Origin of the sequence: Pseudoclavibacter sp. RFBI5, assembly GCF_002931395.1 — a bacterium.
GTDB lineage: Bacteria > Actinomycetota > Actinomycetes > Actinomycetales > Microbacteriaceae > Pseudoclavibacter.
In genome coordinates, this window is record NZ_PSYA01000010.1 from 237,935 (window position 1) to 263,789 (window position 25,855).

19 protein-coding genes are annotated in these 25,855 nt (G+C 70.4%); 13 read left to right on the forward strand and 6 right to left on the reverse strand.

Going from position 1 to position 25,855, the window contains the following annotated elements; genetic code table 11:
• Positions 1–5 precede the first annotated feature (5 nt).
• From C5E06_RS08090 to C5E06_RS08100, 3 genes are read right to left on the reverse strand one after another with little or no spacing between them, the layout of a single operon-like run.
• The gene (locus tag C5E06_RS08090) at positions 6–1,004 is read right to left on the reverse strand and encodes an NAD(P)-dependent oxidoreductase (RefSeq protein WP_104241099.1); all 999 of its coding nucleotides are present in this window, start codon (positions 1,002–1,004) and stop codon (positions 6–8) included.
• Positions 1,001–3,706: an alpha/beta fold hydrolase gene (locus C5E06_RS08095; protein ID WP_308471419.1), complete on the reverse strand. Its 2,706-nt coding sequence runs from the start codon at positions 3,704–3,706 to the stop codon at positions 1,001–1,003. The genes C5E06_RS08090 and C5E06_RS08095 overlap by 4 nt, the downstream gene beginning before the upstream one ends.
• A complete protein-coding gene (locus C5E06_RS08100) occupies positions 3,703–4,725 on the reverse strand; it encodes a 3-oxoacyl-ACP synthase III (RefSeq protein ID WP_104306560.1) in 1,023 nt (340 codons plus the stop codon). Before C5E06_RS08100 ends, C5E06_RS08095 begins: the two co-directional genes overlap by 4 nt.
• Before the next feature lie 179 nt (positions 4,726–4,904).
• Here C5E06_RS08100 and C5E06_RS08105 point away from each other — a divergent pair, with 179 nt between their 5' ends.
• On the forward strand, positions 4,905–5,966 hold the full coding sequence (locus C5E06_RS08105) for a hypothetical protein (RefSeq protein ID WP_104299088.1): 1,062 nt from the start codon (positions 4,905–4,907) through the stop codon (positions 5,964–5,966).
• 174 nt (positions 5,967–6,140) lie between these two features.
• Here the strand turns inward: C5E06_RS08105 and C5E06_RS08110 are convergent, their stop codons facing one another.
• A complete protein-coding gene (locus C5E06_RS08110) occupies positions 6,141–7,847 on the reverse strand; it encodes a sodium:proton antiporter (protein WP_104299087.1) in 1,707 nt (568 codons plus the stop codon).
• Between the two features lie 191 nt (positions 7,848–8,038).
• Between C5E06_RS08110 and C5E06_RS08115 the strand changes: the two genes are divergently transcribed.
• Positions 8,039–9,286, forward strand: coding sequence for an LLM class flavin-dependent oxidoreductase (locus C5E06_RS08115; protein ID WP_104306561.1), 1,248 nt, complete (start codon positions 8,039–8,041; stop codon positions 9,284–9,286).
• Positions 9,283–10,692 carry an NtaA/DmoA family FMN-dependent monooxygenase gene (locus C5E06_RS08120; RefSeq protein WP_104241105.1) on the forward strand — a complete coding sequence of 470 codons (1,410 nt, stop codon included), beginning with the start codon at positions 9,283–9,285 and terminating at the stop codon, positions 10,690–10,692. Before C5E06_RS08115 ends, C5E06_RS08120 begins: the two co-directional genes overlap by 4 nt.
• Here the strand turns inward: C5E06_RS08120 and C5E06_RS08125 are convergent.
• Complete coding sequence (locus tag C5E06_RS08125; RefSeq protein ID WP_104241106.1) at positions 10,644–12,107, reverse strand: XRE family transcriptional regulator; 1,464 nt, start codon at positions 12,105–12,107, stop codon at positions 10,644–10,646. The genes C5E06_RS08120 and C5E06_RS08125 overlap by 49 nt on opposite strands.
• 134 nt (positions 12,108–12,241) lie before the next feature.
• Between C5E06_RS08125 and aceA the strand changes: the two genes are divergently transcribed.
• Both aceA and aceB read left to right on the forward strand, forming a co-directional pair.
• Positions 12,242–13,552 (forward strand): isocitrate lyase, encoded by a 1,311-nt coding sequence (aceA, locus tag C5E06_RS08130; RefSeq protein WP_104241107.1) that lies wholly within the window; start codon positions 12,242–12,244, stop codon positions 13,550–13,552.
• A 76-nt stretch (positions 13,553–13,628) separates the two neighbouring features.
• Positions 13,629–15,296, forward strand: a complete 1,668-nt coding sequence (aceB, locus tag C5E06_RS08135; protein WP_104306562.1) for a malate synthase A — start codon at positions 13,629–13,631, stop codon at positions 15,294–15,296.
• Positions 15,297–15,384: 88 nt separating this feature from the next.
• Here aceB and C5E06_RS18945 read toward each other — a convergent pair whose 3' ends face one another.
• Complete coding sequence (locus C5E06_RS18945) at positions 15,385–16,083, reverse strand: MarR family transcriptional regulator (RefSeq protein WP_104299082.1); 699 nt, start codon at positions 16,081–16,083, stop codon at positions 15,385–15,387.
• Positions 16,084–16,143: 60 nt separating this feature from the next.
• Here C5E06_RS18945 and C5E06_RS08145 point away from each other — a divergent pair, with 60 nt between their 5' ends.
• The 8 genes from C5E06_RS08145 to C5E06_RS08180 all read left to right on the forward strand — a co-directional run bounded on the left by C5E06_RS08145 (position 16,144) and on the right by C5E06_RS08180 (position 25,808).
• Positions 16,144–17,028: a VOC family protein gene (locus C5E06_RS08145; RefSeq protein ID WP_104306563.1), complete on the forward strand. Its 885-nt coding sequence runs from the start codon at positions 16,144–16,146 to the stop codon at positions 17,026–17,028.
• Positions 17,025–17,663, forward strand: coding sequence for an alpha/beta hydrolase (locus C5E06_RS08150; RefSeq protein WP_104306564.1), 639 nt, complete (start codon positions 17,025–17,027; stop codon positions 17,661–17,663). Before C5E06_RS08145 ends, C5E06_RS08150 begins: the two co-directional genes overlap by 4 nt.
• Positions 17,664–17,796: 133 nt before the next feature.
• Positions 17,797–19,398, forward strand: a complete 1,602-nt coding sequence (locus tag C5E06_RS08155; protein ID WP_104306565.1) for an ABC transporter substrate-binding protein — start codon at positions 17,797–17,799, stop codon at positions 19,396–19,398.
• A 4-nt stretch (positions 19,399–19,402) separates the two neighbouring features.
• Positions 19,403–20,437 (forward strand): ABC transporter permease, encoded by a 1,035-nt coding sequence (locus C5E06_RS08160; protein ID WP_104241113.1) that lies wholly within the window; start codon positions 19,403–19,405, stop codon positions 20,435–20,437.
• Positions 20,434–21,393 carry an ABC transporter permease gene (locus C5E06_RS08165; RefSeq protein ID WP_104307254.1) on the forward strand — a complete coding sequence of 320 codons (960 nt, stop codon included), beginning with the start codon at positions 20,434–20,436 and terminating at the stop codon, positions 21,391–21,393. Before C5E06_RS08160 ends, C5E06_RS08165 begins: the two co-directional genes overlap by 4 nt.
• Positions 21,390–23,054, forward strand: a complete 1,665-nt coding sequence (locus C5E06_RS08170; RefSeq protein WP_181062917.1) for an ABC transporter ATP-binding protein — start codon at positions 21,390–21,392, stop codon at positions 23,052–23,054. Before C5E06_RS08165 ends, C5E06_RS08170 begins: the two co-directional genes overlap by 4 nt.
• On the forward strand, positions 23,051–25,093 hold the full coding sequence (locus tag C5E06_RS08175) for an FAD/NAD(P)-binding domain-containing protein (RefSeq protein WP_219820193.1): 2,043 nt from the start codon (positions 23,051–23,053) through the stop codon (positions 25,091–25,093). The genes C5E06_RS08170 and C5E06_RS08175 overlap by 4 nt, the downstream gene beginning before the upstream one ends.
• Positions 25,020–25,808 (forward strand): DUF1684 domain-containing protein, encoded by a 789-nt coding sequence (locus C5E06_RS08180; RefSeq protein ID WP_104306566.1) that lies wholly within the window; start codon positions 25,020–25,022, stop codon positions 25,806–25,808. Before C5E06_RS08175 ends, C5E06_RS08180 begins: the two co-directional genes overlap by 74 nt.
• Positions 25,809–25,855 lie beyond the last annotated feature (47 nt).

A 25,855-nucleotide genomic window follows, 5' to 3' on the forward strand; every position in this document is an offset into this window, starting at 1 on the left:
ACGAGCTAGCGTCGCGCTTGGCCCGATCCCGGGTTGGAACCCGCGGTGTGATCCGCGAGGCGCTGCAGCCCCTCGTCCAGCGAAACAGCCGGCGCCCAGTCGAGATCGGCGCGCGTGCGTCGCTGATCGAACCAGTGCGCCGTCGAGAGCTGCTCGGCGAGGAATCGTGTCATCGGCGGCTCATCCTGCCCCGGTCGGATGCGCCACACACCCTCGATGAGGGAGCCGGCGGCCCGAGCGATGACGGCAGGCACCCGGAGGCGGGGCGGCGGAGCCCCACCCGCGAGGCAGATCCCCTCCATGAGCTCCGCGACGGTCCGCGGCTCCCCGTTCGTGATGACGTAGCTGTTCCCGTGGGCGACCGGCGCTCGCCGCAACGCCGCTGCGATACCCGACGCGGCATTGTCGACGTAGCAGGAGTCGATGAGGGCCGCACCGCGCCCGAGGAGCGGCAGCGTGCCCCTCGAGGCCCGATCGAGGATGCGCGCCACGAGCTGCGTGTCGCCGGGGCCCCACACCAGGTGGGGGCGCACCGCGACCACGGCGAAGTCGGGGGAGTCGGCGGCGAGAGCCCGCAGCTCCGCTTCCGCCTTCGTCCGGGCGTAGCTGCCGTGGGCGAGGTCGGGCCTGGCCGCATCAGCACCCGCGCCGTGGATGGCCGCACCGAAGTGGGCCACGGAGGGGGAGGAGACCATGACGAAGCGGGTCGCGCCCGCAGTCTTCGCGTGCTCGACGAGACGCTCGGTCCCGGCGATGTTGACGGCCTCGAACTCGGCCTCCGATCCGCTCAGCGACACCTTGGCGGCGAGGTGGACAACCCCCTCCATCCCGGTGACGGCACGCGCCACGGCTGCATCGTCGGTGATCGAGCCGAGCGCATCCGTCACGCCGTCGATGCCGCTCGCACTGCGCTGCATCGTCGTGACCTCGTGGCCCTCGTCGCGCAGCTGCGTCGCGACGGCACGTCCCAGCATGCCGCTCGCCCCAGTGACGAGCACCCTCACGGGGCCGACACCCGCTCCCCGGAGAGCGCGCGCTCGGCCCAGCTGGCGAGCGCTGTCCGGTCGATCTTCGAGTTGTGTCTGATGTCGGTGGGCAGCTCGGGAACGATGAGCGCGGCAGCGAGCGGCTGCGTCGTGGAGGCGCGAAGCGCGTCGGCGAGCTCCGCCTCGGCCACGCGGACCCCGCGAGAGGGCTCCCTGGTCTCGAGCACGGCCACCGCCTGCGCCGTTCCGGCCGGTCCGACGCCGACGACCGCGGCGCGCCGCACCCACGGCAGCGTCTCGAGGTCCTGCTCGGTGCCGACCGGCGCGAGTGGACCGTCGACCGTCACGAAGACGTGGGGGAGGCGGCCTTCGATCCAGAGGCGCCCCTCCGCGTCGAGGTGGCCGACGTCGCCGGTGCGGTGCCAGCGGCCCAGGTCATCCTGGTCGGGATGTGCGTGATCTGAGTGTCCCTGGCCGGCGGGCTCTGCGCCGCGGTGGGGCAGATCGCGCACGGCGGCCCGATCGGTCATGGCGAGGCGGTCGTAGCGCTCCCTGAGGTGGGGGGCGCTGATGATGACCTCGCCAAGCACACCAGCCTCGTCTGAGGGGGCGCCGGTCGCGGCACCCGTCTCGTCGAGAGCGCTGATGCGGACGACGTTGCGCCCGATCGGCGTGCCGACGCAGACGCCGTGGTCAGCGGCGAGCGCGGCAGCGGAGATGCCCTCGCGGTCGATGTCGGTGACGAGCAGGCACTCGGTCATTCCGTACGGGGTGTGCGCCTCCGCGTTCGGCATGAGGGCGCAGGCGTCGTCGAGCAGTCGAGCCCCGATGGGCGCCCCCGTCGAGAGGAACGTGTCGACGCTCCCGAGGGCCTCCCGCTGCGCCGCATCGAGGTCGTCTCGCGTCGCGACGACGTTGAGGATCGCGGCCGGCGAGAGGAACACGATGCGAGCATCCGCCGCCATGACCGCATCGGCCACCGCGGTGGCCGTGAGGGTTCGGGGGGAGGTGACGTCCATATCCGGCGTCACCGACCGGGTTCCGAGGGCCGGGCCGAGCAAGGCGAAGGGCGCGAAGCCCGTGACGAGGCCCGATTCGGCCGTCACCCCGTAGGTGTCGCGGAGCGTGTCCCGCACGGCCTGCAGCTGACGGTGCGTGTAGACGACGCCCTTCGCGGGTCCGGTCGAGCCCGAGGTGAACAGCACCGCTGCGAGGTCCTCGGGACCGGGAGGAGTGGGCAGCGCCGCGCCGCGCCCGAGCTCGGCCACCTCGGCGAGCGAGTGCGCGACACCGAGGGTGGCTCGAGCGCTGGCGGGGATGCTCGTGGCGCTGATGCGCAGGCCAGGCCAGCCGAGCGCCTTGGCCGCCGTCAAGCCGGGGACCTGGCCGATGATGACGTCGGGCCAGGCGCCGCGGACGGCGCGGGAGAGGCCCTTGACGCCGAGCCCGGCATCCGCGACGACGACGACGGCGCCGATGCGCAGGCAGGCGTAGACGATGGCGGTGAGGGTGACGCCAGGCTGCACGAGCAGGGAGACGCGGTCGCCCCGGCGCACCCCGACGGCGCTCAGGCCGGCCGCGATCTCGTCGACTCGGCGCGCAAGCTGTCGCCAGGAGACCCGCAGGGGGGCCCCGTTCGCCCCGCGCCCCATCTCGAGGGCGGCGATGCTCGGGTCGTCACGGTGCTCGTCCAACGCAGCCCACATGGGCGCGGATGCATCGTCGGGGCTCGCCTCCGGAGCGTGCTGGCCTCGGCGGCGAGCGGTTCCCGCGGCGACGTCGTCGAGCCAGGCGAGGAGATGCGTCGCGTACGGGGTGTCTTCCGCGATGAGGTGACCCGCGCCTTCGAAGCGGTGCACTTCGGCGTGGGGGAGGCGACGCATGAGGTCGCCCAGGTACAGGTCGGTGAAGATCGGGTCGCGAGGGCCCCAGAGCAGTAGCGCTGGCACGTCGAGCGCCGCGACGCCAGCCGAGACCGCCTGCAGCGCCGCGTGGCTCTGGGTGGATTCGTCGACCGGTATGTCGGCCACGAACTGCTCGATGCCGAGCCGCGAGGCCCGGTCGAGGTACGGCGCCGAGTAGGCGGCCTTCACCTGGGGGGTGAGCGGCGGATTCGCGAGGGCGAGCGTCGTTGCCAGGAAGGCCGGGCTCGTCGACGTGGATGCGCGCAGCACGGGGCCGAAGCGGGCGAGGCGCAGGGCGGCCGGGATGGGCAGCTCGCTCGGCTGGTCGACGGCGGTGTTGAGGGAGGCGACCGCGGTGAGCAGCTCCGGGTGGCGGACCGCCCAGCCGAGCGCGACGACCCCGCCCCAGTCGTGGCCGAGGGACACGACGTCGCCGCTGAGCTGGAGCTCGTCGGTCAGCGCGCCGAGGTCGAGGATGCGCTGCTCGAGCGTGCGACGCACCTCGGTGCGCTCGGAGAAGCCCATCTCGAGCTGGTCGACCGCGATGACGCGCCACGCGGATGCCCCGGACTCGGCGGCCGAGATCGATTCGCTCACCAGCGAGCGCCAGAGGTACGACCACGTGGGGTTGCCGTGCACGGCGAGGACCGTGCCGACGGGTTCGATCCCCAGCTCATGGAGGATCGGCCCCGTGTCGAGGAGGTGCCAGGTGCGGCGCGAGCCGGTGTCCTCGCCGACGCCCGTCGTCTCGACGAGGCGGCTGAATCGTTCCTGGAGTCCGGGCAGGCCGGCGGGCGGGCGAGAGGCCGACCTCACCACTTGAGCTCCATCATCGCCGTGTTGAGGCCGGACCCGACCCCCATGAGCAGGACCCGGTCGTCGCGCTTCAGGCTCTTCGACTGCAGGTCGAGGGTGATGGGGATGGACGCGGGACCGACGTTCCCGAGCGTCGGGTAGGTGGTCGGCACGCGCTTCGCGTCGAGGCCGACGGCCTTGACGATCGCGTTGGTGTGGACGCGCGACACCTGGTGGGTGATGTAGTGGTCCATCGACGACCAGTTCCAGTCGGTCTGCGCCTCTTTCCAGGCCGACACGACGAGGTCGAGGCCGCCGCGCAGCAGCGCCTTGGCATCCGTGAACATGCCCTGCACGCTGCCGACGCACAGCTCGTGGAACTGGGTCGCGGCTCGCGTCACGCCGCCGAGGATCTGGTGCCCCTCCGGGTGCTCATCCGTGCGTCCGAGCACGGCCGCCGCCGCACCGGAGCCGAGCGTGAGGCTCGCGAACTCGCTCATGAAGTCCTCGCGCCCGATGTCGTCGCGGAGCAGCCGGTTGATGGTGTTCACCTGGATCTCGTCGGCGTCCTCGCCGTTGACGATGATGGCGTAGCGGATCTGGCCAGCCTCGATCATCTGCGCCGCGAGCGTCATGCCGTTCACGAAGCCGAGGCACGCGTTCGCGATGTCGAAGTTCACAGCCGAGCTCGGCATACCCAGGCCGTGGTGCATGCGCACGGCCACCGATGGCTCGAGATGGGTGCGGGTCACGGACGTGTTGATGAGCAGGCCCACCTGGCTCGCGTCCACACCCGCGCGGCGGAGCGCCTCGTGGCCGGCGGCGACGGTCGCCTCGGTGAACGATTCCCCCTCAGCCCAGTTGCGTCGCTCGGTCACGCCGGCGACGCGCTCGAGGAGGTTGCCGGGGAGCCTGAGCCGCTTCAGGCCGGCGGAGAGCTTGCCTTCGATGTCTGCCGAAGCCGTTGCCTTCGAAGGAAGGCTGCTCGCGACCGACAGCAGCGAGACGTTGTGGAAGCGAGTAGTCGCGTTACCTGTCATAGATGTGATTTGCGTCCTGAGCCGTGCAGAGAGTAGGGAGGGGCGTAACCACGTCAGTCTAGGTGCTCGCCGATGACCGAACTCTCAGGCCCGATCATTAGCGTGCAGAGATGTTGCCAAGTGATATTCCTAGCCATGAAGATCTGCTTGAACTGACCGAGTACCGGGGCGAGGGCAGCGTGAGCATCGCCATCCCGGCCTCGAGCGCCCCGAGCGAGTCGGAGGCCCTGCGACTGGAGTTGCGGGCCGCCGTGAGCCAGGCGGCGAAGGAGCTCGAGACCCTCGGTCTGGATCGGACGCGCATCGCGAAGATCCTCGATCCAGCGAAGCAGCTCGAGTCCGATCCCGAGTTCTGGCGGGCGCAATCCCGCTCCCTCGTCATCCTCGCGTCCAGTGACCGTTTCCGTACCTTCCGCCTCGCCAACCGCCTCGGCCAGCACGTCGCGGTGGGCGACCGCTTCGACGTCGGCGCACTGCTGCGCGCGACCACGTTCCCGAACTGCGGCTTCGTGCTCGGGCTCTCCCGAGGCGAGGTGACGCTCTTCGAGGTGCTCGCCGACGCGAAGCCGCGCCAGCTGCCCATCGAGGGGCTCCCCGACGATCTCGCGACGGTGCTCGAGCACACGACCACCGGCGGCCGCTTCGACCGGCAGCGCGCGCAGGGAACGACGGGCGACCGGATCGGGCACGAGCGCTTCGCGCGCATCGTGCAGGAGCAGGTCATCCCGATCCTCCGAGACTCGGGTGCCCCGCTCATCCTCGCCGCAACCGGCGACTTCGACACCGCCTACCGGGCCGTGAACGAGTACCCGGGGCTCCTCGAGCAGCGCATCGGCGCCCACCCGGGTTCGCTCGCGCCTGGGGAGCTCGACGCGAAGGCGCGCGGCATCCTCGACGACCACTACCGGGGAGAGATCAACGACTGGCGCGAGGAGTTCGGCACGAAGCGGAGCAACGGCCACGCGACCACCTCCATCAACGAGGTCGCCAAGGCGGCCTCGCAGGGCGCCGTCGCCGAGCTCTACTTCGACATGGACTCGACCCTGGAGGGCGAGCTGGACGAGGACGGCAAGCTCACGCGCGCCGAGACGCCCGGCCCGCACACCTACGCCATCGTGGACGAGATCGCCGCCCGCGCCCTCAAGCACGGCGCCAAGGTCAGGGCCGTCCGGCGTGGCGACCTCGTCGACGGCGCCGAGGTGGCCGCGACGCTGCGGTATCCACTGAACGCCACGGCGTAGCCGCACCGACAGCGCTCACGGCAACGGCCGACGGGTGCTCGAGCGACATGGCGGGGTGCGGGCTCAGGACGAGCCCGCACCCCGCCGTCGTGTGTGAGGGAGTCGCATCGGGCGGCGCCGAACTCGCGTCGGGCGCCGCGCGAACTCGCGTTTGGCCCGCCTCCCACACTCGCGTCAGGCGCCGCCGAAGCGGAGGGCCTCGGCATCGAGGCGGTGCTGCGCCTGCTCGATGGTCCGAGACGAGTAGCTCCCCGACGACCTCGCGTCGAGCAGCGCCAGCTGAGCGTTGTCGAGCAGGATGCGTGTGAGCTCCCGCCGCTGCACGTGCGTGTCCTGCGCGTCCTCGTCGAGGTCGACGGGCTTGGAGAGCAGCCGGCTCATCCGGGAGGCGACGGCCTGCACCTGCTCGAGCAGCTCAGCGTCGTACGCTCCGCCATCAGCACGCCGAAGCTCCGGGTTCGCGAGCGACTCGCGCGCGACGTCGAACACCTCGTCGGCGAGGCTCGCGAGCTCCCGGGCGTCCGCGTCGGCGTCCGTGCCGGTGACCCCGAGCTTCCTGATGAGAAGCGGGAGGGTGCCGCCCTGCACGACGAGCGTCACGATCGCCACCGTGAAGGCGATCAGCACGAGCTGCGGCCGGTACGGGAAATCCGCGGGCAGCGACTGCGCCGCCGCGAGCGTGACGACCCCGCGCATCCCGGACCACGCCAGGACGGCCCCGCCTCGCCAGCCGAGCCCCTCGTCGCGATAGAACGCGATGTCGGCGCTCGCGCGCTTGGCCCGGTCGACGAGGCGCGGCCGCGTGCTCGCGAGTCCGGGGGCGGTCACCCGCTTGAGGAACTGCTCGACGCGAGGCGCGACGAGCTCGGCTCGGCGCTGCTCCCTGCGGAGCATCAGCACGAGCGGGATGACGAACAGCACCCGGATGACGACCAGCGCGATCGTCGCGAGCAGGCCGATGCCGACAGCGTGCAGCAGCCCGATGCCGTCCTCGTCGCCGTCCACGGACTCGATGAGCGCCGACAGCTCGAAGCCCATGAGGAGGAAGACGCCGTTCTCCAGCAGGAGCTGCGCCGTGCGCCAGTTCGTGCGCTCGCTGATGCGATCCTGCGGGCTGAACCGGCTCGCACTGGCGTGCCCCGTGATGAGTCCCGCGACCACGACCGCGAGCACACCGGAGCCACCGACCTCCTCCGTCGGCACGTAGGCCAGGAACGGCACCGTGAACGAGATCGCCGTCGTCAGCACGGCGCTGTCGAGCTTGGAGCGCACGTACACGGTGACCGCGCCGACCACGGCGCCGAGGACGACGGCCAGGGTCACGGCGAGCACGAAGTCACCGACAGCTCCCCAGAACGACAGCGCTCCCGCCGTCGCCGCGATCGCGCTGCGGAGCATGACAAGCGCCGTCGCGTCGTTCACGAGGCCCTCGCCCTCGAGCACCGTCACGAGGCGCGGAGGAAGGCCGAGCCGCTTGCCGACCGCCGTCGCGGCCACCGCATCCGGCGGGCTGATGACGGCCCCGAGCGCGATCGCGGCGGCGAGGTTCAGGTCGGGGAGGAGCGCGTAGAGGAGCAGCCCGCTGCCGAACGCCGAGATGATGACGAGCAGCACCGACAGTCCCGTGATGGAACGCAGGTTGCGGCGGAAATCCGCCAGCGGAACGTTCACGGCGGCCGAGTAGAGGATGGGCGGCAGCACGATCGTGAGGATCAGCTCAGGGGGGAACTCGAAGTCAGGGACCCCGGGCAGATAGCCGACCCCGATGCCGACGAGCACCAGCAGGATGGGCGCCGCGACCCCCAGCTTGGGCGCGATGGCGGCCACGGCGACGATGATGAGGACCGCCGCCACACCGAAGACTGCGAGTTCGAGCTCCATGGAACAGCAGACTAATCGGCCACGGCCGTGATCCCGGTCGCTCGCGCGCGTCGCAATGTTGCACTCCATTTCGGCGGGTGACGCACCCGGACTCCCGGCTGTGACGCGCGGAACTACGATCGGGCAACCCAGAACACCGCGGCTGCTGCGCTCCGCGGTGCTCGGACACCGGATCCCGTGAGAGAGGCATCATGTCGAGACGACCAAGCCCCGGACGATTCACGGTCGGGCTCGCGCTCCAGGGCGCAGGCTGGCACCCAGCCGCGTGGACGGTGCTGCCACGCGGTGACGGGACTCGGCTCACGGAGCTCGGCTACTGGCGCGAACTCGTCCAGCACGCCGAGCGCGCCGGCATCGACTACGTCACCTTCGAGGACGCCTACCAGATCGAGGGGAGCGCCCCGGACTGGGAGGCATCTCGCGATCTCGCCGAGGTGTCGCTCGACGCGACCCTTCTCGCGGCCGCCCTCGCCCCGCACACCAAGCGGATCGGGCTCGTCCCCACCATCGGCCTCACGCACGCGGAGCCGTTCCACGCTGCCACGAGCATCCAGACCCTCGACTTCGTGTCGCTCGGCCGCGCGGGCCTCCGGGCCAAGCTCAGCGCGAGTGCCGCGGAGGCGGCGAGCTTCGGACGCAAGAGCTCACTCGGCCTCGACGCGATCTTCGCCGAAGGGGCGGACTCGGTCGAGGTCATCCGGCGGCTCTGGGACAGCTGGGAAGACGACGCCGTCATCCGCGACGAGCCGACGGGCCGATTCATCGACGCGGACCGCCTGCACTACGCGGACTTCGAGGGCGAGCACTTCAGCGTGAAGGGGCCCTCCATCGTGCCGCGCTCGCCGCAGGGGCAGCCGCCGGTCTTCGCGCTCGCGCAGACGCAGGACGCGTTCGAGTTCGCGGCGCGGCAGGCCGACGTCGTGTTCGTCACGCCCGGCCGAGCCACGGTCGCCGAGCTCCTCGCAGCGATCCGGGAGGCAGAGCAGCGCGTTGGCCGCACGGGCGAGCCCCTCCGCGTCGTCGCCGACCTGGAGATCTTCCTCGGCGACGAGGACGGGTCGACCGAGGAGCACTTCCGAGCGCTCGACGAGCGCGTCCGCGCAGACTCCGGATACCGCAGCGACACCAGAGTCGTGGTCAGATCCAACGTGACGACCGCCGAGCTCATCGCCAAGTACGCGGACGCCGGCCTCGACGGCGTGCGCGTCCGCCCCCTGACCCACGGCGACGTCGCCGAGTTCGTCGACAGGGTGCGCCCCATGCTCGAGGCTCGAGGCATCGTCTCGCCCCCGAACCCCCGCGAGAAGTCACCGAGCCTGCGCAAGACGCTCGGGCTCGAACCGCGCCCCGCGAACCGCTTCGCCGCAGCCCATGCAGACCGCCAAGCGGCTCGCGGCCGCGGCGCCCTCGTCAACGATGGAAAGGCACAGCGCGCATGAGCGGCACGCCCCTCAAGCAGGTCCACCTCGCGGCGCACTTCCCCGGGGTCAACAACACGACCATCTGGACCGACCCGGATGCAGGAAGCCAGATCGACCTCGCCTCCTTCCGGGCCTTCGCGGAGACCGCCGAGCGCGGCAGGTTCGACTACCTGTTCCTCGCCGAGGGGCTTCGGCTTCGCGAGCACAAGGGGCGCATCCACGAGCTCGACGTCGTCGGGCGCCCCAACACGCTCGTGATCCTCGCCGCACTCGCCAGTCTCACCGAGCACATCGGACTCGTCGGCACGCTCTCCTCGACCTTCAACGAGCCGGCAGATCTCGCGAGGCAGCTCGCGACCCTCGACCACCTCTCCGAAGGACGAGCCGGCTGGAACGTCGTCACGTCGAGCGACGCCTTCCACGGCCAGAACTTCCGCCGTGGCGGGTTCCTGGAGTACTCGGAGCGCTACGAGCGGGCCGAGGAGTTCGTGCGGCTCTCGAAGCGTCTCTGGGACGCGTGGGAGGCCGACGCGATCGCCGCCAACCCCGGCCGTGGTGAGTACCTGCGCCCCGGCGGGGTCAGCCGCATCAACCACGTCGGCAAGCACTTCGACGTCGAGACGATCCCGAACGTGCCACGCAGTCCCCAGCGCTACCCGGTCATCGTGCAGGCCGGCGACTCCCCGGCTGGGCGAGACTTCGCATCGGCGAACGCCGAGATCATCTTCTCCCTGCACGCCGCCTTCGAAGACGGCAAGCGGTTCTACGACGACGTCAAGGGCCGCCTGCCCGCAGCTGGCCGCTCACGCGACTCCCTCCTGATCATGCCGGCCGCGACATTCGTGATCGGCGATTCTGAGGCGGATGCCCGCGAGCGGTCCCGCGAGGAAGCCCTCGCCCAGGTCAGCCCGCAGACGGCGATCGCGATGCTCGAGCAGGTGTGGGGGAGGGACCTGTCTGGCGTCGACCCGGACGGCCCGCTGCCCGACCTCGAGCCTGGCGACGAGCGCATCCGCGCCGGTCAGGCGAACGACCTCTCCAAGCAGCGCGCCCAGATCTCCAGGTTCAGGGAGATCGCGGAGCGGGACTCGCTCACCGTGCGCGAGCTGATGGTGAAGCTCAACACGCGGCACACCTTCGTCGGGACCGCGTCGCACATCGCCGACGAGATCTCCCGCTACGTCCAGGGCGGCGCCTCCGACGGGTTCGTCATCGTGCCCTCGCTGATCCCCAACGGGCTCGACCGCTTCGTCGACGGCGTCATCCCAGAGCTGCAGGAGCGCGGCGTGTACCGCGAGGAGTACACGCCTGGGGCCACCCTCCGCGAGACGCTCGGACTGCCGGCGGAGCCGCCATCGGCGGATGCGCCCAGCGGTCAGCTGCTCGGCGCGGGCGGTGCCTCCGCCAGTGCCGCCGGGGCGTGACGATCCAGGAACTCGTACACCTCCACCTCGTCGACGCCGGGGAACGCCCCGGTCGGCATCGCCGCATGCAGTGAGGTGTGGAGGCGGGCGTTCGGGAACGACGCGCCCGCCCACCTCGCCGACAGCTGCTCAGAGGGGCGACGACAGCAGTCGCCGATCGGGCAGGTGGAGGTGTGCCTGCGCGTCGTCTCGCGCCCCGCGAACCATTTCGCGTGCTCGAAGGCCGTGCCGACGCTGACCGAGAAGGTGCCAAGGGGCGTGTTCTGGATGCGCGAGGTGCACCAGTAGGTGCCGACCGGCTTGTCCGTGTACTGGTGGTAGGGGCTGAAGCGGTCCTCGACGTCGAACACCCGCCGCGCGCTCCACTGCCTGCACACGAACTGGCCCTCCACGGCGCCGAGCGCGTCGGTGGGGAAGCTGACGCTGTCGTTCTCGTAGGCCTTCGAGATGACCCCGGACTCGCTGACCTTCAGGAAGTGGACCGGGATGCCGAGGTGATGCGTGCTGAGGTTCGTGAACCGGTGGGCTGCGGTCTCGTAGCTCACCCCGTACGCGTCCCGGAGGTCCTCGACCGACAGCGCCCGACGTTGCTGGGCCGCACCCATGAGCTTCGCGGCCCCCAGCTCCGGGATCAGGAGCGCCCCGGTGAAGTAGTTCGTCTCGACGCGCTGCAGGAGGAACTCGGCGTAGTCGCGCGGTGCCTCGTGGCCGAGCACGTAGCTCGAGATGGTCTGCAGGATGATCGATCGTGGGTCGGCATCCGCCGACTGGGCCAGGGGCACATAGATGCGACCGTGTCTCCGATCGACGACCGAACGGGTCGAGACGGGCAGGTCGCGCACGTAGTGCAGCGTCAGCCCGAGGTGAGCCGCGATGTCGGCCGCGGTGCGCTGCGAGAGCGGCCCATCCTCGTGCCCGACGCTCGTGAGCAGCGCAGAGGCCTGCTCCTCGAGTTCCGCGTAGTAGTTGTCCCGCTCGCGCATGGCGCGCCGCAGCTCGGTGTTGGCTCGTCGAGCCTCCTCGGGGGTCGCCGCCCGCTCTGAGTCGATTCTGGCGAGCTCCCGGTAGAGAGCGAGGATCGTCTCGATGGCCTCATCGCTCAGCGAGCGGCGGATGGGAAGCGGATCGAGGCCGAGCGCGAGGGCGATCCGGCCCGCCTGCGCGCGTTCGAGCTCGACTTCGAGGGACGCGCGCTTCGAGAGCGGGGCGTCGGAGAGCAGCTCGTCGACGCTCACCCCGAAGAGGCGCGCGAAGGCCTGCAGCTCGGTCAGTCGAACCTCGCGCTTCCCGGTCTCGATGGCGGAGATCTGCGAGGGTGCGCGCTTGATGGCGGTGCCGAGCGCCTCGAGGGTGAGGCCCCGCTCCTGCCGTATCGAGCGGATGCGTCGGCCGAGCGTCAGAACGTCGATGTCCATGTGCGCAACCGTGCCACACGCAGCCTTCTGCGCGCTAGAAGAACGGGCAGATTTCTAGTGAGACTTTTCGTCTCGAGCGTTCAGGGCGGCGCAGGATCGACACAACACCAGTTCTTCGAGCAAAGGAGCTCATCATGGACCAGACGACGCCTCATGGAACCGAGTCGGTGCAGGCGAAGGCCGCGAGCATCGAGACGGCCTGGAAGACGGAAGCCCGCTGGAGCGGCATCACACGCGACTTCTCCGCCGAGGACGTCGTCGCGCTGCGGGGGAGTGTCGTCGAGGAGCAGACGCTCGCACGCCGAGGAGCGGAGCGCCTCTGGGACCTCGTGAACGACGACGACGGCAGCTGGGTCGCCGCCCTCGGGGCGCTCACCGGCAACCAGGCCGTGCAGCAGGTGCGCGCCGGCCTCAAGGCCATCTACCTCTCCGGGTGGCAGGTCGCCGCCGACGCGAACCTCTCCGGCCAGACCTACCCGGACCAGAGCCTCTACCCGGCGAACTCCGTACCGGCCGTGGTCCGCCGCATCAACAATGCCCTCCTCCGTGCCGACCAGATCGAGACCGCCGAGGACGGGGCGCCGAGCCGCGACTGGCTCGCGCCCATCGTCGCCGATGCCGAAGCCGGCTTCGGCGGCCCGCTCAACGCCTACGAGCTCATGGCCTCCATGATCCAGGCAGGAGCCGCGGGCGTGCACTGGGAAGACCAGCTCGCGAGCGAGAAGAAGTGCGGTCACATGGGCGGCAAGGTCCTCGTGCCGACCCAGCAGCACATCCGCACCCTCAACGCGGCCCGCCTCGCCGCCGACGTCGCCGGCGTGCCCAGCGTCATCATCGCCCGCACCGACTCCCTCGCCGCGAACCTCATCACGAGCGACGTCGACGAGCGCGACCGACCGTTCCTGACGGGCGACCGGACCGCTGAAGGGTTCTACGAGACGAAGCCAGGCATCGAGACAGTGCTCGCCCGCGGGCACGCGTACGCCCCGTACGCGGACCTCCTCTGGGTCGAGAGCGGCGAACCCGACCTCGAGCTGGCCCGAACCTTCGCCGAGAGCATCCACGCCGAGTTCCCCGACAAGAAGCTCGCCTACAACTGCTCGCCGTCCTTCAACTGGAAGCGCCACCTCGACGACGAGCAGATCGCCGCGTTCCAGCGTGAGCTCGCTGCCATGGGCTACACCTTCCAGTTCATCACCCTCGCCGGATTCCACGCGCTCAACCACTCCATGTACACGCTCGCCCGCGACTACAGCGCCCGCCACATGAGCGCCTACGTCGACCTCCAGGAGGCCGAGTTCGCAAGCGAGGCCGACGGCTACACGGCGACGAAGCACCAGCGCGAGGTCGGCACCGGCTACTTCGACCGCCTGTCCTCGAGCCTCAACCCCGCCAGCTCCACACTCGCCCTCGTCGGCTCCACCGAGTCCGAGCAGTTCCACTGAACCGCGCGACGTCACGCTCTCCCTCCACTTCCCTGACCACGACGACCCCCCTGACCCATCGACGCAGAAAGCAGCCATGACCATGAACAGCACACCAGAACCGCGCCTGAAGGTGACGGGGCCGATCGGCGATCGCTTCGACGAGATCCTCACCCGCGAAGCCCTCGAGTTCGTCCTGCGCCTCCACGACCAGTTCGCGGGCAGGCGCCACGAACGTCTGCTCGCCAGGATGGACGGCCGGAAGGCCGTCGAGAACGGCCGCGACTTCCGCTTCCTGAGTGAGACCGCCGCCGTGCGGGAGGACCCGAACTGGCGAGTCGCCGGCGCCGGCCCCGGCCTCGAGGACCGCCGCATCGAGATCACCGGCCCCACCGATCGCAAGATGACCATCAACGCCCTCAACTCCGGAGCGAACGCCTGGCTGGCCGACCTCGAGGACGCGACGAGCCCGACCTGGCAGAACATCGTCGGCGGGCAGGTCTCGCTCCTGGATGCGGTCAGGGAGCGCATCGAGTACACGAGTCCGGAAGGAAAGGAGTACTCGGTCACCGCCGACAAGACGCCGACCATCATCGTCAGGCCCCGCGGCTGGCACCTCGTCGAGAAGCACCTGAGCTACACCGACCGCTCGGGCCAGCAGCGGCCCGCATCCGGTTCGCTCGTGGACTTCGGGCTCTACTTCTTCCACAACGCCACGGAGCTGCTGGAGCGCGGCCGCGGTCCCTACTTCTACCTGCCCAAGCTCGAGAACCACCTCGAGGCGCGCCTCTGGGACGACGTCTTCACCTTCTCGGAACGGGCCATCGGCATCGAGCACGGCACGATCCGGGCGACCGTGCTCATCGAGACGCTCCCCGCGGCCTTCGAGATGGACGAGATCCTCTACGAGCTGCGCGAGCACTGCGCGGGCCTCAACGCGGGACGATGGGACTACATCTTCAGCTTCATCAAGCACTACCGCTCGCGCGGACCCCAGTACGTCTTCCCCAACCGCGACCGGATCACGATGACGGTCCCGTTCATGCGCGCGTACACGGAGCTGCTCGTGCGGACCTGCCACGCGCGGGGCGCCCACGCGATCGGCGGCATGAGCGCCTTCATCCCGAACTCCCGCGAGCCCGAGGTCACGGCGCGTGCCCTCGAGAAGGTGCGCGCCGACAAGGCGAGGGAGGCTGCAGACGGATTCGACGGGTCCTGGGTCGCGCATCCGGGACTCATCGACGTCGCGCGTGCAGAATTCGACGCCGTGCTCGGCGGGGCACCCAACCAGCTCGGACGAGACCGCTCTGAGATCGACGTCACGGCGGCGCAGCTCCTGGACGTGCGCTCGCTGGAGAAGCACGTCACCGACGAGGGGGTGCGCGCCAACGTCTCCGTCGCGCTGCGTTACATCGAGAGCTGGCTGCGCGGGGTGGGTGCCGTCGCGATCGACGACCTCATGGAGGATGCGGCGACGGCCGAGATCTCACGCTCCCAGCTGTGGCAGTGGATCGCCCAGCAGACGGTGACCGACTCCGGCACGGTGGTGACGCGTGAGCTGGTCGAGTCGCTGCTCGACGGCGCCCTCGGCGACGCGCATCGCTTCGAGGGCGACCGCTTCGAGGCCGCCGCGCGGATCCTGCGACGGGTCTCGTTGGACGACGAGTTCCCGACGTTCCTGACGATCCCCGCCTACGCGCACCATCTCTGCGAGCGGCCGGTCGCGCGGAGCATCGAGCGTGAGGCGCACCTCGCCGCAGCCTGAGCGGGAGGCAGCCCGTCGCTCGCCGATGTGCGGCACGCGAGCAGCGCTGGTGGTTCGGGGGTCTCCGCCTGCCTCCCTGCGCGGACCGTCAGCGCTGCAGCGGCGCGAGACCGCGCGCCTCGAGGGCACCCTCGAGGATGCCGACGGCGCGGGGGCCGACGCCGTGCAGGGAGAGCAGGTGCTCGCGGCTCGCACCGGCGACGTCGCCGAGCAGGGTCTGCCCGTCGCCGGCGAGCGCACGGGTCGCGGGAGCCCCGATGCCCAATCGGGCGATCGGCTCGGAGTCCGAGCCCGACGGCTCCGTCGCGGTCCGGTGGACGCCGAAGCGGTCCTCGGGGTCGATCCGGTCGAGCAGCTTCTGGGAGATCCTGCCGAGCGTGCTGAACTCCTCGGGGGTGAGGGCATCCACGATGAGCTCCCGCACCTTGCCGACGTGGCCGGGCGCGGTCTCCTCGAGGAACAGCATGCCGCTGTCGCTGAGCTTCGCGATCTTCGCCCTGCGGTCGCCAGGGTGGCTCGTGCGCTCGACGTGGCCGCGCTGCTCCAGGCCGAGGACGACACGGGAGAGGCGAGGGAGCGTGGCGTTGGTGCGCGTCGCGAGGTCGGTCATGCGCAGGCTCCGGCCCGGCGACTCCGAGAGGACCGCCATCACGAGATACTCGTAGTGCGTGATGCCGGCGTCGTTGCCAAGCTGCGTGTCGAGCGCACCCGGGAGCAGCTCGACGACCCCGATGAAGTGCAGCCACGAGTGCTGCTCGTCCGCGGAGAGCCATCTGGGTTCGGTCATGCCCTCATCCTCGCGCCTTTTACTTGTAGATGCAAGTTCTTGAGTGCTACGGTTCGTGCCATGACGACAACAGATGGCGACAAGCTCGACGCAGGCACCGGGATGGGCCTCGTCTCACTCCACGTCGGCGACCTCGCCGCGCAATCCGAGTACTACCGCACGGCGCTCGCCCTCGAGCCGATCGCGGAGACCGACGGCGAGATCACGCTCGGTCGAGGAGCCGCCCCGCTCGTGCGCCTCCGGCACACCCCCGGACTCCCGGTCGCGCCGCGCCGTGCCGCCGGGCTCTTCCACACCGCCCTCCTGTTCGACACGCCGAGCGACCTCGCCGCGACCGTCTACCGGGCGGCCCAGCACCCGCGCTCCCAGTTCGTCGGCTCCTCCGACCACCACGTCAGCGAGGCCTTCTACTTCACCGACCCGGAGGGCAACGGCATCGAGCTCTACACCGACCGTCCACGTGACACGTGGCTCGACGCCGCCGGGCGCATCGCCATGTCCACCGAGTTCCTCGATCCCAACGCCTACCTGCGAGCCAACCTCGTCGAAGACACCGCGGATGCGCCCCAGAAGGCCGCAGCGGACGTCGGCCACGTGCACCTGCAGGTCGGCGACGTCGACACCGCGAAGAGCTTCTACGTCGACACCCTCGGCTTCGAGACGACGACCACCTATCCAGGAGCGCTCTTCGTGAGCGCGGGCGGCTACCACCACCACATCGCCCTCAACGTCTGGAACAGTGCGGGCGCCGGACCCCGGGCCGCGACCCTGGGCCTCGGCCAGCTCACGATCGAGGTTCCCGAACGGACCGAGCTCGACGCGGTCGCCGACCGGCTCCGCGGCGCCGGCCTCCAGTTCGCCGACGACGGCGCGACCATCACCGTGCTGGATCCCTGGCGCTCCGAGGTCGTGCTCCGCACGCGTGCGCAGGCGGTCGCGGCATGAGCGGGCTCGCGATCAGCACGGCGCTCTCGTCGATCGACGCCTCGAGCAAGCGACCGATCCTCCTGCTCATGCACGGCTACGGATCACACGAGGACGATCTCACGAGCCTCCTGCCGTCCCTCGGCGACGGCTTCGACTGGGCCTCCCTGCGCGCGCCCCTCGTCCTCCGCGAGGAGACGCCCGCCGAGGTCGGCTCCTACGCCTGGGTGCCCATCGACCGCCCGGGCCTGCCCGACCCGGCCAAGGCCTCAGCGGCCACGGACGCCGTGCTCGCCTGGCTCGACCAGAACACGGCACCGGCCGCGAACGTCATCCCGATCGGCTTCTCGCAGGGCGGGCTCATGGTGACCCAGCTGCTGCGCCGGGAGCCGCAGCGCTTCGAGCGCGGGGCAGTCCTCTCCGGCTTCTCCCTGCAGGGCGAGCAACCGGGCGACGAGGAGCTCACCAGCATCCGTCCACCCGTGTTCTTCGGGCGCGGGGACCGGGACCAGATCATCAGCGACGCCACCTTCGATCGGACCACCGCGTGGCTGTCCGGTCACGCGACGGCCAGCGAGCGCACCTACCCGGGCCTCGCGCACGGCATCTCGCCGCAGGAGCTGGAAGACCTCGCCGGGTTCCTCCGCGCAATGTGACCCTGCGTGTCCTCCTGGTACCTGAGATTTCGGCCGTCCACCTGAGTGGGCGGCCGTCTTCCTAGTCTCTGGACATCCCCGTACCTGGGACGGATCCCGCACTCGGGGTACGTTCCGCTGAGAAGGAGTCCAGATGACCCGCTCGACCAGACCGCTTTCCGCCGCCGCCCTCGCCGCGGTCGGGATGATGGCGCTCGCCTCGTGCGCGTCGCAGTCTGGAGCGGTTGCGGCGGCCGACGCAGAGCCTGTTCAGGGCGGCAACCTGCGCGTCGGCATCCTCAGCGACATCGGATGCATCGACCCGGCCCAGGTCGGCAACAACAACAACGTCAACATCGCCCGCCAGACCGTCGCGTCGCTCACGACGCAGGACGTCGAGACCGGCGAGGTGCTTCCGTGGCTCGCCGAGTCCTGGGAGATCTCGGACGACGCGAGGGAGTTCACCTTCAGGCTCGCCGAGGGGCCGACCTTCGCCGACGGCACGCCCATCGACGCCGAAGCCGTCAAGGCCAACGCGGAGGGCGTCCAGGCGCTCGGCGCGAAGTCGGCGCTCGGCAATCTGTACCTCGCCGGCCTCGAGTCGGTCACCGTCGTGGACCCGCAGACGGTCACCTACACCTTCGCCGAGCCGTCCGCGCAGTTCCTGCAGGCGACCTCCACCTTCACGCTCGGGCTCGTCTCCACCGAGAGCACGAAGCTCAGCCAGGAAGCGCGCTGCGCCGGCGACTTCATCGGCTCGGGGCCCTTCTCCGTCGAGAGCTACACCCCCAACGCCGAGACGGTCCTCGCCGCCCGCGAGGACTACACGTGGGGTGCCTCGACGACCGGCAACACCGAGCGTCCCTACCTCGACACGATCACGTACTCCGTCATCCCGGAGGCATCGACGCTCACCGGGTCGCTCCAGTCCGGCCAGCTCGACGTCTCGACCGACGTCTCCTTCGTCGACCTCGACGCACTCAAGGGCGCCGGCGCGAACGTGCAGAACCGTGCCAACCCCGGTGTCGTCTACAACCTCATCCCGAATGCCTCGCACCCGATCCTCTCCGACAAGAACGTGCGCCTCGCCGTGCAGAAGAGCATCAACCGCGAGGAGCTCCTCGCCCTCCTGACGCCAGAGGACAGCCCGGCCACGAGCGTGCTCGCCACGTCGACGCCCTACTACAGCGACCAGAGCGACATCCTCGAGTACAACGTCGAGGACGCCGCGAAGCTGCTCGACGAAGCCGGCTGGGTCGAAGGCGCGGACGGCATCCGCGAGAAGGACGGCCAGAAGCTGAGCTTCGAGCTCGCCTACTGGCAGCCGACCACCAACGTCCTCGAGCAGGTGCAGGTCCAGCTCGCCGCCGTCGGCATCGACCTCCAGCTCCGCGAGGCCCCCATCGCCGACGTGACCGCGATCAACGACGGCACGCAGCCGTTCACCTGGGCGAACATCACCCGCGCCGACCCGGACGCGCTCCGCGTGTTCTTCTCGGCTGAGGGCGGCAACAAGTACAACTACCGCGAGGTCGGCCCGATCGACGAGGTGCTCAACTCGCAGGCCGCCATCGTCGATGCGGATGCGCGCCAGACCGAGGTCGACGCGGCTGTCACCCAGCTGCTCGAGGAGGGCTACGCCGTCCCCGTCATCCAGCTCTCCACGAACCTCGTCCAGGCGCCCGGCGTCCAGGGAGTGCAGTTCGAGGCGTCCAGCAGGCTCGACTTCTCGGCAGCCTGGAAGGCCGCGGAGTAACCGTATGGCTCGCTACTTCGCGTGGAGGCTCGCCCTGGGGATCCTGGTCCTCTGGGCGGCCTTCACCCTGTCGTTCCTCCTCCTCTACCTCCTCCCGGGCGACGCGGCGGCCGTGGCCGCGGCCGGCGGCGGAGAGGGGGCCGCCGACCCGGCCGCCATCGAGGCGCTGAGAGCGGAGCTCGGGCTCGACGCTCCGTTCCACGAGCAGTACCTGGCCGCCCTCGGGGGAGCCCTGGTCCTCGACTTCGGCAGCTCCGTGCAGAACGGCATCCCCGCCACCGAGGTGCTCGCCCGCGCGCTCCCGTCGACGGCAACCCTCGCCGGGGCGGCCCTCGTGCTGTCCGTCATCGGCGGCATCGGACTCGCGCTCGTCAGCAACCTCATCCGATCCTCCTGGCTGCGCGGCATCCTCCAATCGCTGCCCTCCCTCGCCATCGCGGTTCCGACGTTCTGGCTCGGGCTCCTGCTCCTGCAGGTCTTCTCCTTCCAGCTCGGCTGGGTGCCAGCCTTCGGCAGCACGGGGTTCGTGGGGCTCATCCTCCCGGCGCTGACGCTCTCGATCCCAACCGGCGCCTACCTTGCCCAGGTGCTCACCCGCAGCCTGCACGAGACCCTCGCCCGGCCCTTCATCGAGCAGGCCAGGGCGAAGGGGGCCGGCGACACACGCATCCTCGTGCGCCACGCGCTCAGGAACGCGGCCCTGCCGACCCTCACGATCGGCGGGGTGCTCGTCGGCCAGCTCCTCGCGGGAACCGTCGTCACCGAGACCGTCTTCTCCCGCGACGGCGTCGGCCGCATGATCGTGACCGCCGTCGCCAACCGCGACATCCCCCTCGTCATGATCGCGGTCGTCTTCGCCGCCGCGATCTTCGTCGTCACCAACCTCATCGTCGACGCGCTCTACCCGCTCGTCGACCCCCGCCTCTCGCACTCCACGAAGCAGCGCCCCGCGACCAAGGGGCGTCCGACACCCCCATCGGCGCCCGGCGCAGCTTCCACGGAGCCCGGCAGGACACGAGCGAACGAGGTCGCAGCATGAACCAGCCCCTCCTCACACCGCCGTCGGACCTCGCTGTGCTGAGTCGCACCGAGCGGTACGTTGCCCCGGGCAGTGCCGGCGGCGCCGCCGCCGAGCGGACCCCGCAGCCCGTGCCTGCCGCCGTGAAGTCGTCGTCGTTCGCGCGCTTCCGCAGCCTCCTGCGCCTGCCGTCCCTCATCCTGGCGGTCGCCGTGCTCGCCACCGTCGTCGCTTGGGCTATCGCGCCGTCGATCTTCACGCCGTACGACGCCATCAACGGCACCCTCCTCGACCGCCTCCAGCCGCCGAGCCCCGCGCACCCCTTCGGCACCGACAACCTGGGCCGAGACACCCTCGCGCGCTTCATCCACGGCTCGCAGACCACCCTCCTCGCGTCCGGCCTCGCCGTCGTCATCGCGCTCGGCACCGGGGCGCTCCTCGGGCTCCTCGCCGGATACCTCCGGGGATTCGTCGACGAGGCGATCATGCGCTTCATGGACGTCATCCTCGCGATCCCCGCCCTGCTGCTCTCGCTCACCATCATCACGGGACTCGGCTTCGGGACGCTCAACATCGCGATCGCGGTCGGCCTCGCGTCCACCGCAGCCTTCGCGCGCATCATGCGCTCGCAGGTCCTCTCGGTTGCCACCGCCGGCTACATCGAGGCGGCGAAGCTCTCGGGCGCTCGCTGGCCGAGCATCATCTTCCGCCAGGTCCTCCCCGCCGCGATCACCCCGGTCCTCGCGCTCGCCGCCATCGAGTTCGGCGCCGCAGTGCTCGCCATCTCCGCCCTCAGCTTCCTCGGCTTCGGAGCCCCGCCGCCCCAGCCGGAGTGGGGCGCCCTCATCTCCGAGGGCCGCGACTACCTGCAGGCCGCCTGGTGGCTCACCACCCTGCCCGGACTCGTGATCGTCGCGGTCGTGCTCTCCACGGCGCGCATCTCGCGCTGGCTCCAAGAACGAGGAGACCGCTCATGACCTCCACACCCCTGACGCAGCAGGCAGGCGGCGAACCGCAGCCGCTCCTGTCCGTCCGCGACCTCCAGCTCGCCTACAAGGGAGCCACGACGCTCGCCGTCGCCGGCGTCTCCTTCGACGTGTACCCGGGGGAGCAAGTCGCCATCGTCGGCGAGTCCGGCTCGGGCAAGACCAGCGTCGCCAAGTCGATCGTCGACCTCCTCCCCGCGAGCACCGCGGTGACCGCGAACGCCCTCCGCTACGACGGCCTCGACCTCACCGCCCTGACGCCGCTCGAATGGCGTGCCGTCCGCGGTGCACGCATCGGCCTCATCCCGCAGGACCCATCGGCGTCTCTGAACCCGCTGCAGACCGTCGGAGCGCAGGTCGCCGAGGTGCTCCTCATCCACGGCCTCGCCACCAAGAAGGACGCACGCGCGCGAGCCGTCGAACTCCTCCAGGACGCAGGCATCCCGGATGCGGCGAAGCGTGCGGCGCAGTACCCCCACCAGTTCTCCGGCGGCATGCGGCAGCGGGTCCTCATCGCGGCCGCGCTCGCAGCCTCGCCCGGCCTCATCATCGCCGACGAGCCGACGAGCGCCCTCGACGTGACCGTCCAACGCCAGATCCTCGACCTCATCGCGGAACGGGCCGCCGTCGCATCCACGGCCGTGCTCTTCATCACCCACGACCTCGGGGTGGCAGCCGACCGGGCCGACCGCATCCTCGTCATGCAGCACGGAGCGATCGTCGAGGCTGGCCCGGCCGCCCAGGTCCTCGAGGACCCGCAGCACCCGTACACGAAGCGACTCGTCGCGGCCGCACCCACCAGGACCTCGACGCGGCTCGCGCCGGCCACCGGCACCCTCGGCATCGACCGCAGCCGCCCGGTGCTGGAGGTCAGGGGACTGAGCAAGACGTTCCGTCTGCCGGGAGGCGCACGGGTCGACGCGACCAAGGACGTCGCCTTTTCGATCGCCCGCGGCGAGAGTTACGCGCTCGTCGGCGAGTCGGGGTCCGGCAAGAGCACGACCGCCCGCCTCGCCCTGCTCCTCGAACGACCGGACCAGGGGAGCATCCGCCTCGACGGCCTCGAAGTCGCCGGCGCCAGAGGCAGCGCCCTGAGAGCCTTCCGCCGCAGGACCGGGCTCGTGCACCAGGACCCCTACTCATCGCTCGACCCGCGCTTCACCGTCGCGGACTCCATCGAGCAGCCGCTGCGGGCCTTCGGGATCGGCGACAAGCAGTCGCGCCGCGCGCGGGTGCTCGAGCTGCTGGAGGACGTCGCGCTCCCCGCCGATTTCGCGCACCGGCGCTCGACGCAGCTCTCCGGAGGGCAGCGGCAGCGCGTCGCCATCGCACGAGCACTCGCCCTGAAGCCAGAGCTCATCGTCCTCGACGAAGCCGTCTCCGCCCTCGACGTCTCCGTCCAGGCGCAGATCCTCCAGCTCCTCGTCGACCTCCAGGCCGAGCACTCGCTGAGCTACCTGTTCATCACCCACGACCTCGGGGTCGTCCGCCAGATCGCCGATCGCGTCGGCGTGCTCCGCGGCGGCGAGCTGCTCGAGGAAGGCACCGTCGACGAGGTCTTCGAGCGCAGCACCAACGCATACACCCGAGCGCTCGTCGACGCCATCCCCGGGGGCAAGCCCACCGAGCGCGTCCTGGAGGCGATCGCATGACATCCGCGGCCAGGCTCATCGACATCGACAGCACCAGGGGAGCCAGGTGCATCGCGGTCCTCGGCGCCGGACCTCGCGGAGCTGGGCTCCTCGAGCGCATCGTCGCCAACTACGACGGGGACACCACGGGCCCGCTTGTCGTGCACCTCATCGACCCGCACCCGCCTGGAGCCGGACGCATCTGGCGAGACGCCCAGTCCGGGCTCCTGAAGCTCAACTCGCTGGCGGCCGACGTCACCATGTTCACCGACGAGACGAGCACCATCGAGGGCCCGGTCAGGCAGGGCCCCTCCCTCGTCGAATGGGCTGAGCTCGCGAGCCGCGGCGAGCTGGACGGGTACGACCTCGACGCGGAGGACCAGCAGGTGGCCGACGAGGTGCGCTCACTCGGTCCGGCGAGCTTCCCCACGAGGCGCCTGCAGAGCAGGTACCTGGGCTGGTTCTTCGAGCAGGCGGCGGACTCGGCGCCGGAGGGCCTGACGGTCCTCGTCCATGCCGCGGAGGTGACGGGCGTCACGACGATCGACAACGGCGCGCAGCGCGTCGAGCTCGACACGGGCGACAGCCTCACCGTCGACGTCGTCGTGTACGCGCTCGGCCATTCCGGAACCCTGGTCCACGAAGGGACGAGAACCGCCGAGCTGAGCGAGTTCGCGGCCCGCCACGACCTCGCCTACGTGCCGCCCTCGTTCACGGCAGACGCAGACTTCAGTGCAGTGGAAGCCGGGGAGCCCGTCATCGTCCGCGGTCTCGGCCTCGCCGCCGTCGACCTGCTCGTGCTGCTCACCGAAGGGCGCGGGGGAGCGTTCCTGCCAGGAGACGAGCCGGGACGCCTCAAGTACCGTCCCTCCGGCCGCGAGCCGCGCATCCTCGTCGGCTCCAGGCGGGGCGTTCCCTACCACTCCAAGGTCACGAGCGTGCTCCAGGGGGAGCCGTTCGAGACCCGCTACTTCACCGCGGACATCGCCCGCGAGATCGTCGCCGAGCACGAGATCCTGGACTTCCGGACGCACTTCTGGCCGCTCCTCGCCAAGGAGATGCTGCACGGCTATTACCGCGAGCTCTTCACGGGGCACCCCGACCGAGTCCGCGTGTCCTGGGTCGAGTTCCGAGCCGAGCTCGACCGATTCGCCGCGCAGTCACCCGAACTCCACGAGGCGGTGCTCGCCGCGCTCGTCGACCCGAGCGACGAGCTCGACATCGAGACTTTCGACCACCCCCTGCGCGGGGCCGCGGCAACCGACGTCGGCTCGGTCTCGGTCGCCCTCCACGAGTACATCCGGGAAGACCTCCGCAGGAGGAACAGCCAGCAGCACAGCGAGAACCAGGGGCTCTTCCTCGCCCTCCTCTTCTCCTTCATGACCTTCGTCGAGTTCCAGGATGCCCCCAACTGGTCGCCGGCCTCGCTCGCCGGAGACGTTCGCGTCTGGTGGAAGGGCTTCTTCAGCTACGTCGCGTCCGGCCCGCCAGGACACCGTCTCGACGAGCTCCTCGCGCTCAGCGAGGCCGGTGTCGTGCACTTCCTGGGCGGCGAGCTGCGCGTCTGGGAGGACGAGGAGGCAGGCCTCTTCCGGGCCAAGGGCACGACGCTCGAGCGACAGGTGTCGGCCCGCGCGCTCATCGACGCCTGGCTTCCCGACGCCGACGTCGCCCACACCGACAACCTGGCGCTCAGGCAGCTCATCGAGTCGGGCGAGGGGCGCGAGCGCATCGCCGCCACCCCGGAGGGCAGCCTCGCCACCGGCGTCATCGAGGTGCGTCGCGAGGACTCGAGGATCGTGCAGGCAGACGGGACGACGCATCCCCGTCGGTTCGCCATCGGCCCGTACACGTCCAATCCATTCGTCGGGGCGTTCTCCCGCCCCCGGACCAACGCCGTCTCGTTCCGCGAGAACGACGCCGTCGCCCTGAGTACGTTGAGACTCGTCGGCGAGATCAGCAGAGAGAACGAGGAGAGGGAACAGCATGAGCACGCAGCAGAGCACCACTACCGGAGACCACTTCAGCGCACGCTGGGCGGTCTGGCACGAAAGTCGTGAGCGCGCGGTCCGTGCCCCGTACGGGCCGGCGGCCCTCGTCGCGACCAACTGGCTCGCCGACGGCGTCGAGCTCGAACTCGAGGGCGTCGCGGGAACCTGGAGCATCGTCGACGGCGCCGTCGTGGGCAGCGGGCTCGCTGAGAGCGGGTACGTGGACGCCTCCGGCTCCGGAGTCGGCGACCGCGTGGCCCTGAAGACGGGCGAGGAGCTCCGCGACGGTGCGCGCATCCTCCGGGCGTTCGCGCGCGACGATCAGCGCGCCCTCCGAGTGCTCGACCCCGAGGCGTCGGGGCGAGCCGCGCTCCTCGGCATCGACAGCTACCAGCCCGACGACGACTACGTCGTGTCCGCGAGCTTCCGTCCCTCGACCGAGCAGGTCGACGTGCTCCAGGCGGACGGCTACGTGTCCAGGAAGGACCTCGGCGGAAAGCTCGACTTCGAGCTCGGCGGCTCGGCGTTCTCGATCGACGCCGACCACACCGAGGCAGGACTCCAAGTCGTGTTCGCCGACACGACGAGCGGTGTCGAGAGCTACCGTTTCCGGTTCCTGACCGTCCCAGCCCCCGAGGCCGACGGGGCGACGACGATCGACTTCAATCGCGCCTACCTGCCGCCGTGCGCCTTCAGCGACCACTTCGTCTGCCCGACGCCTGCCGCCGACAACCGACTCAGCGTGCCGGTCAGAGCTGGCGAGCGGAACGCCATCAAAGCCTGACGCCAACGTCCAGTCGCTGACGACGATCGCGAACCGCGCCCCACGGA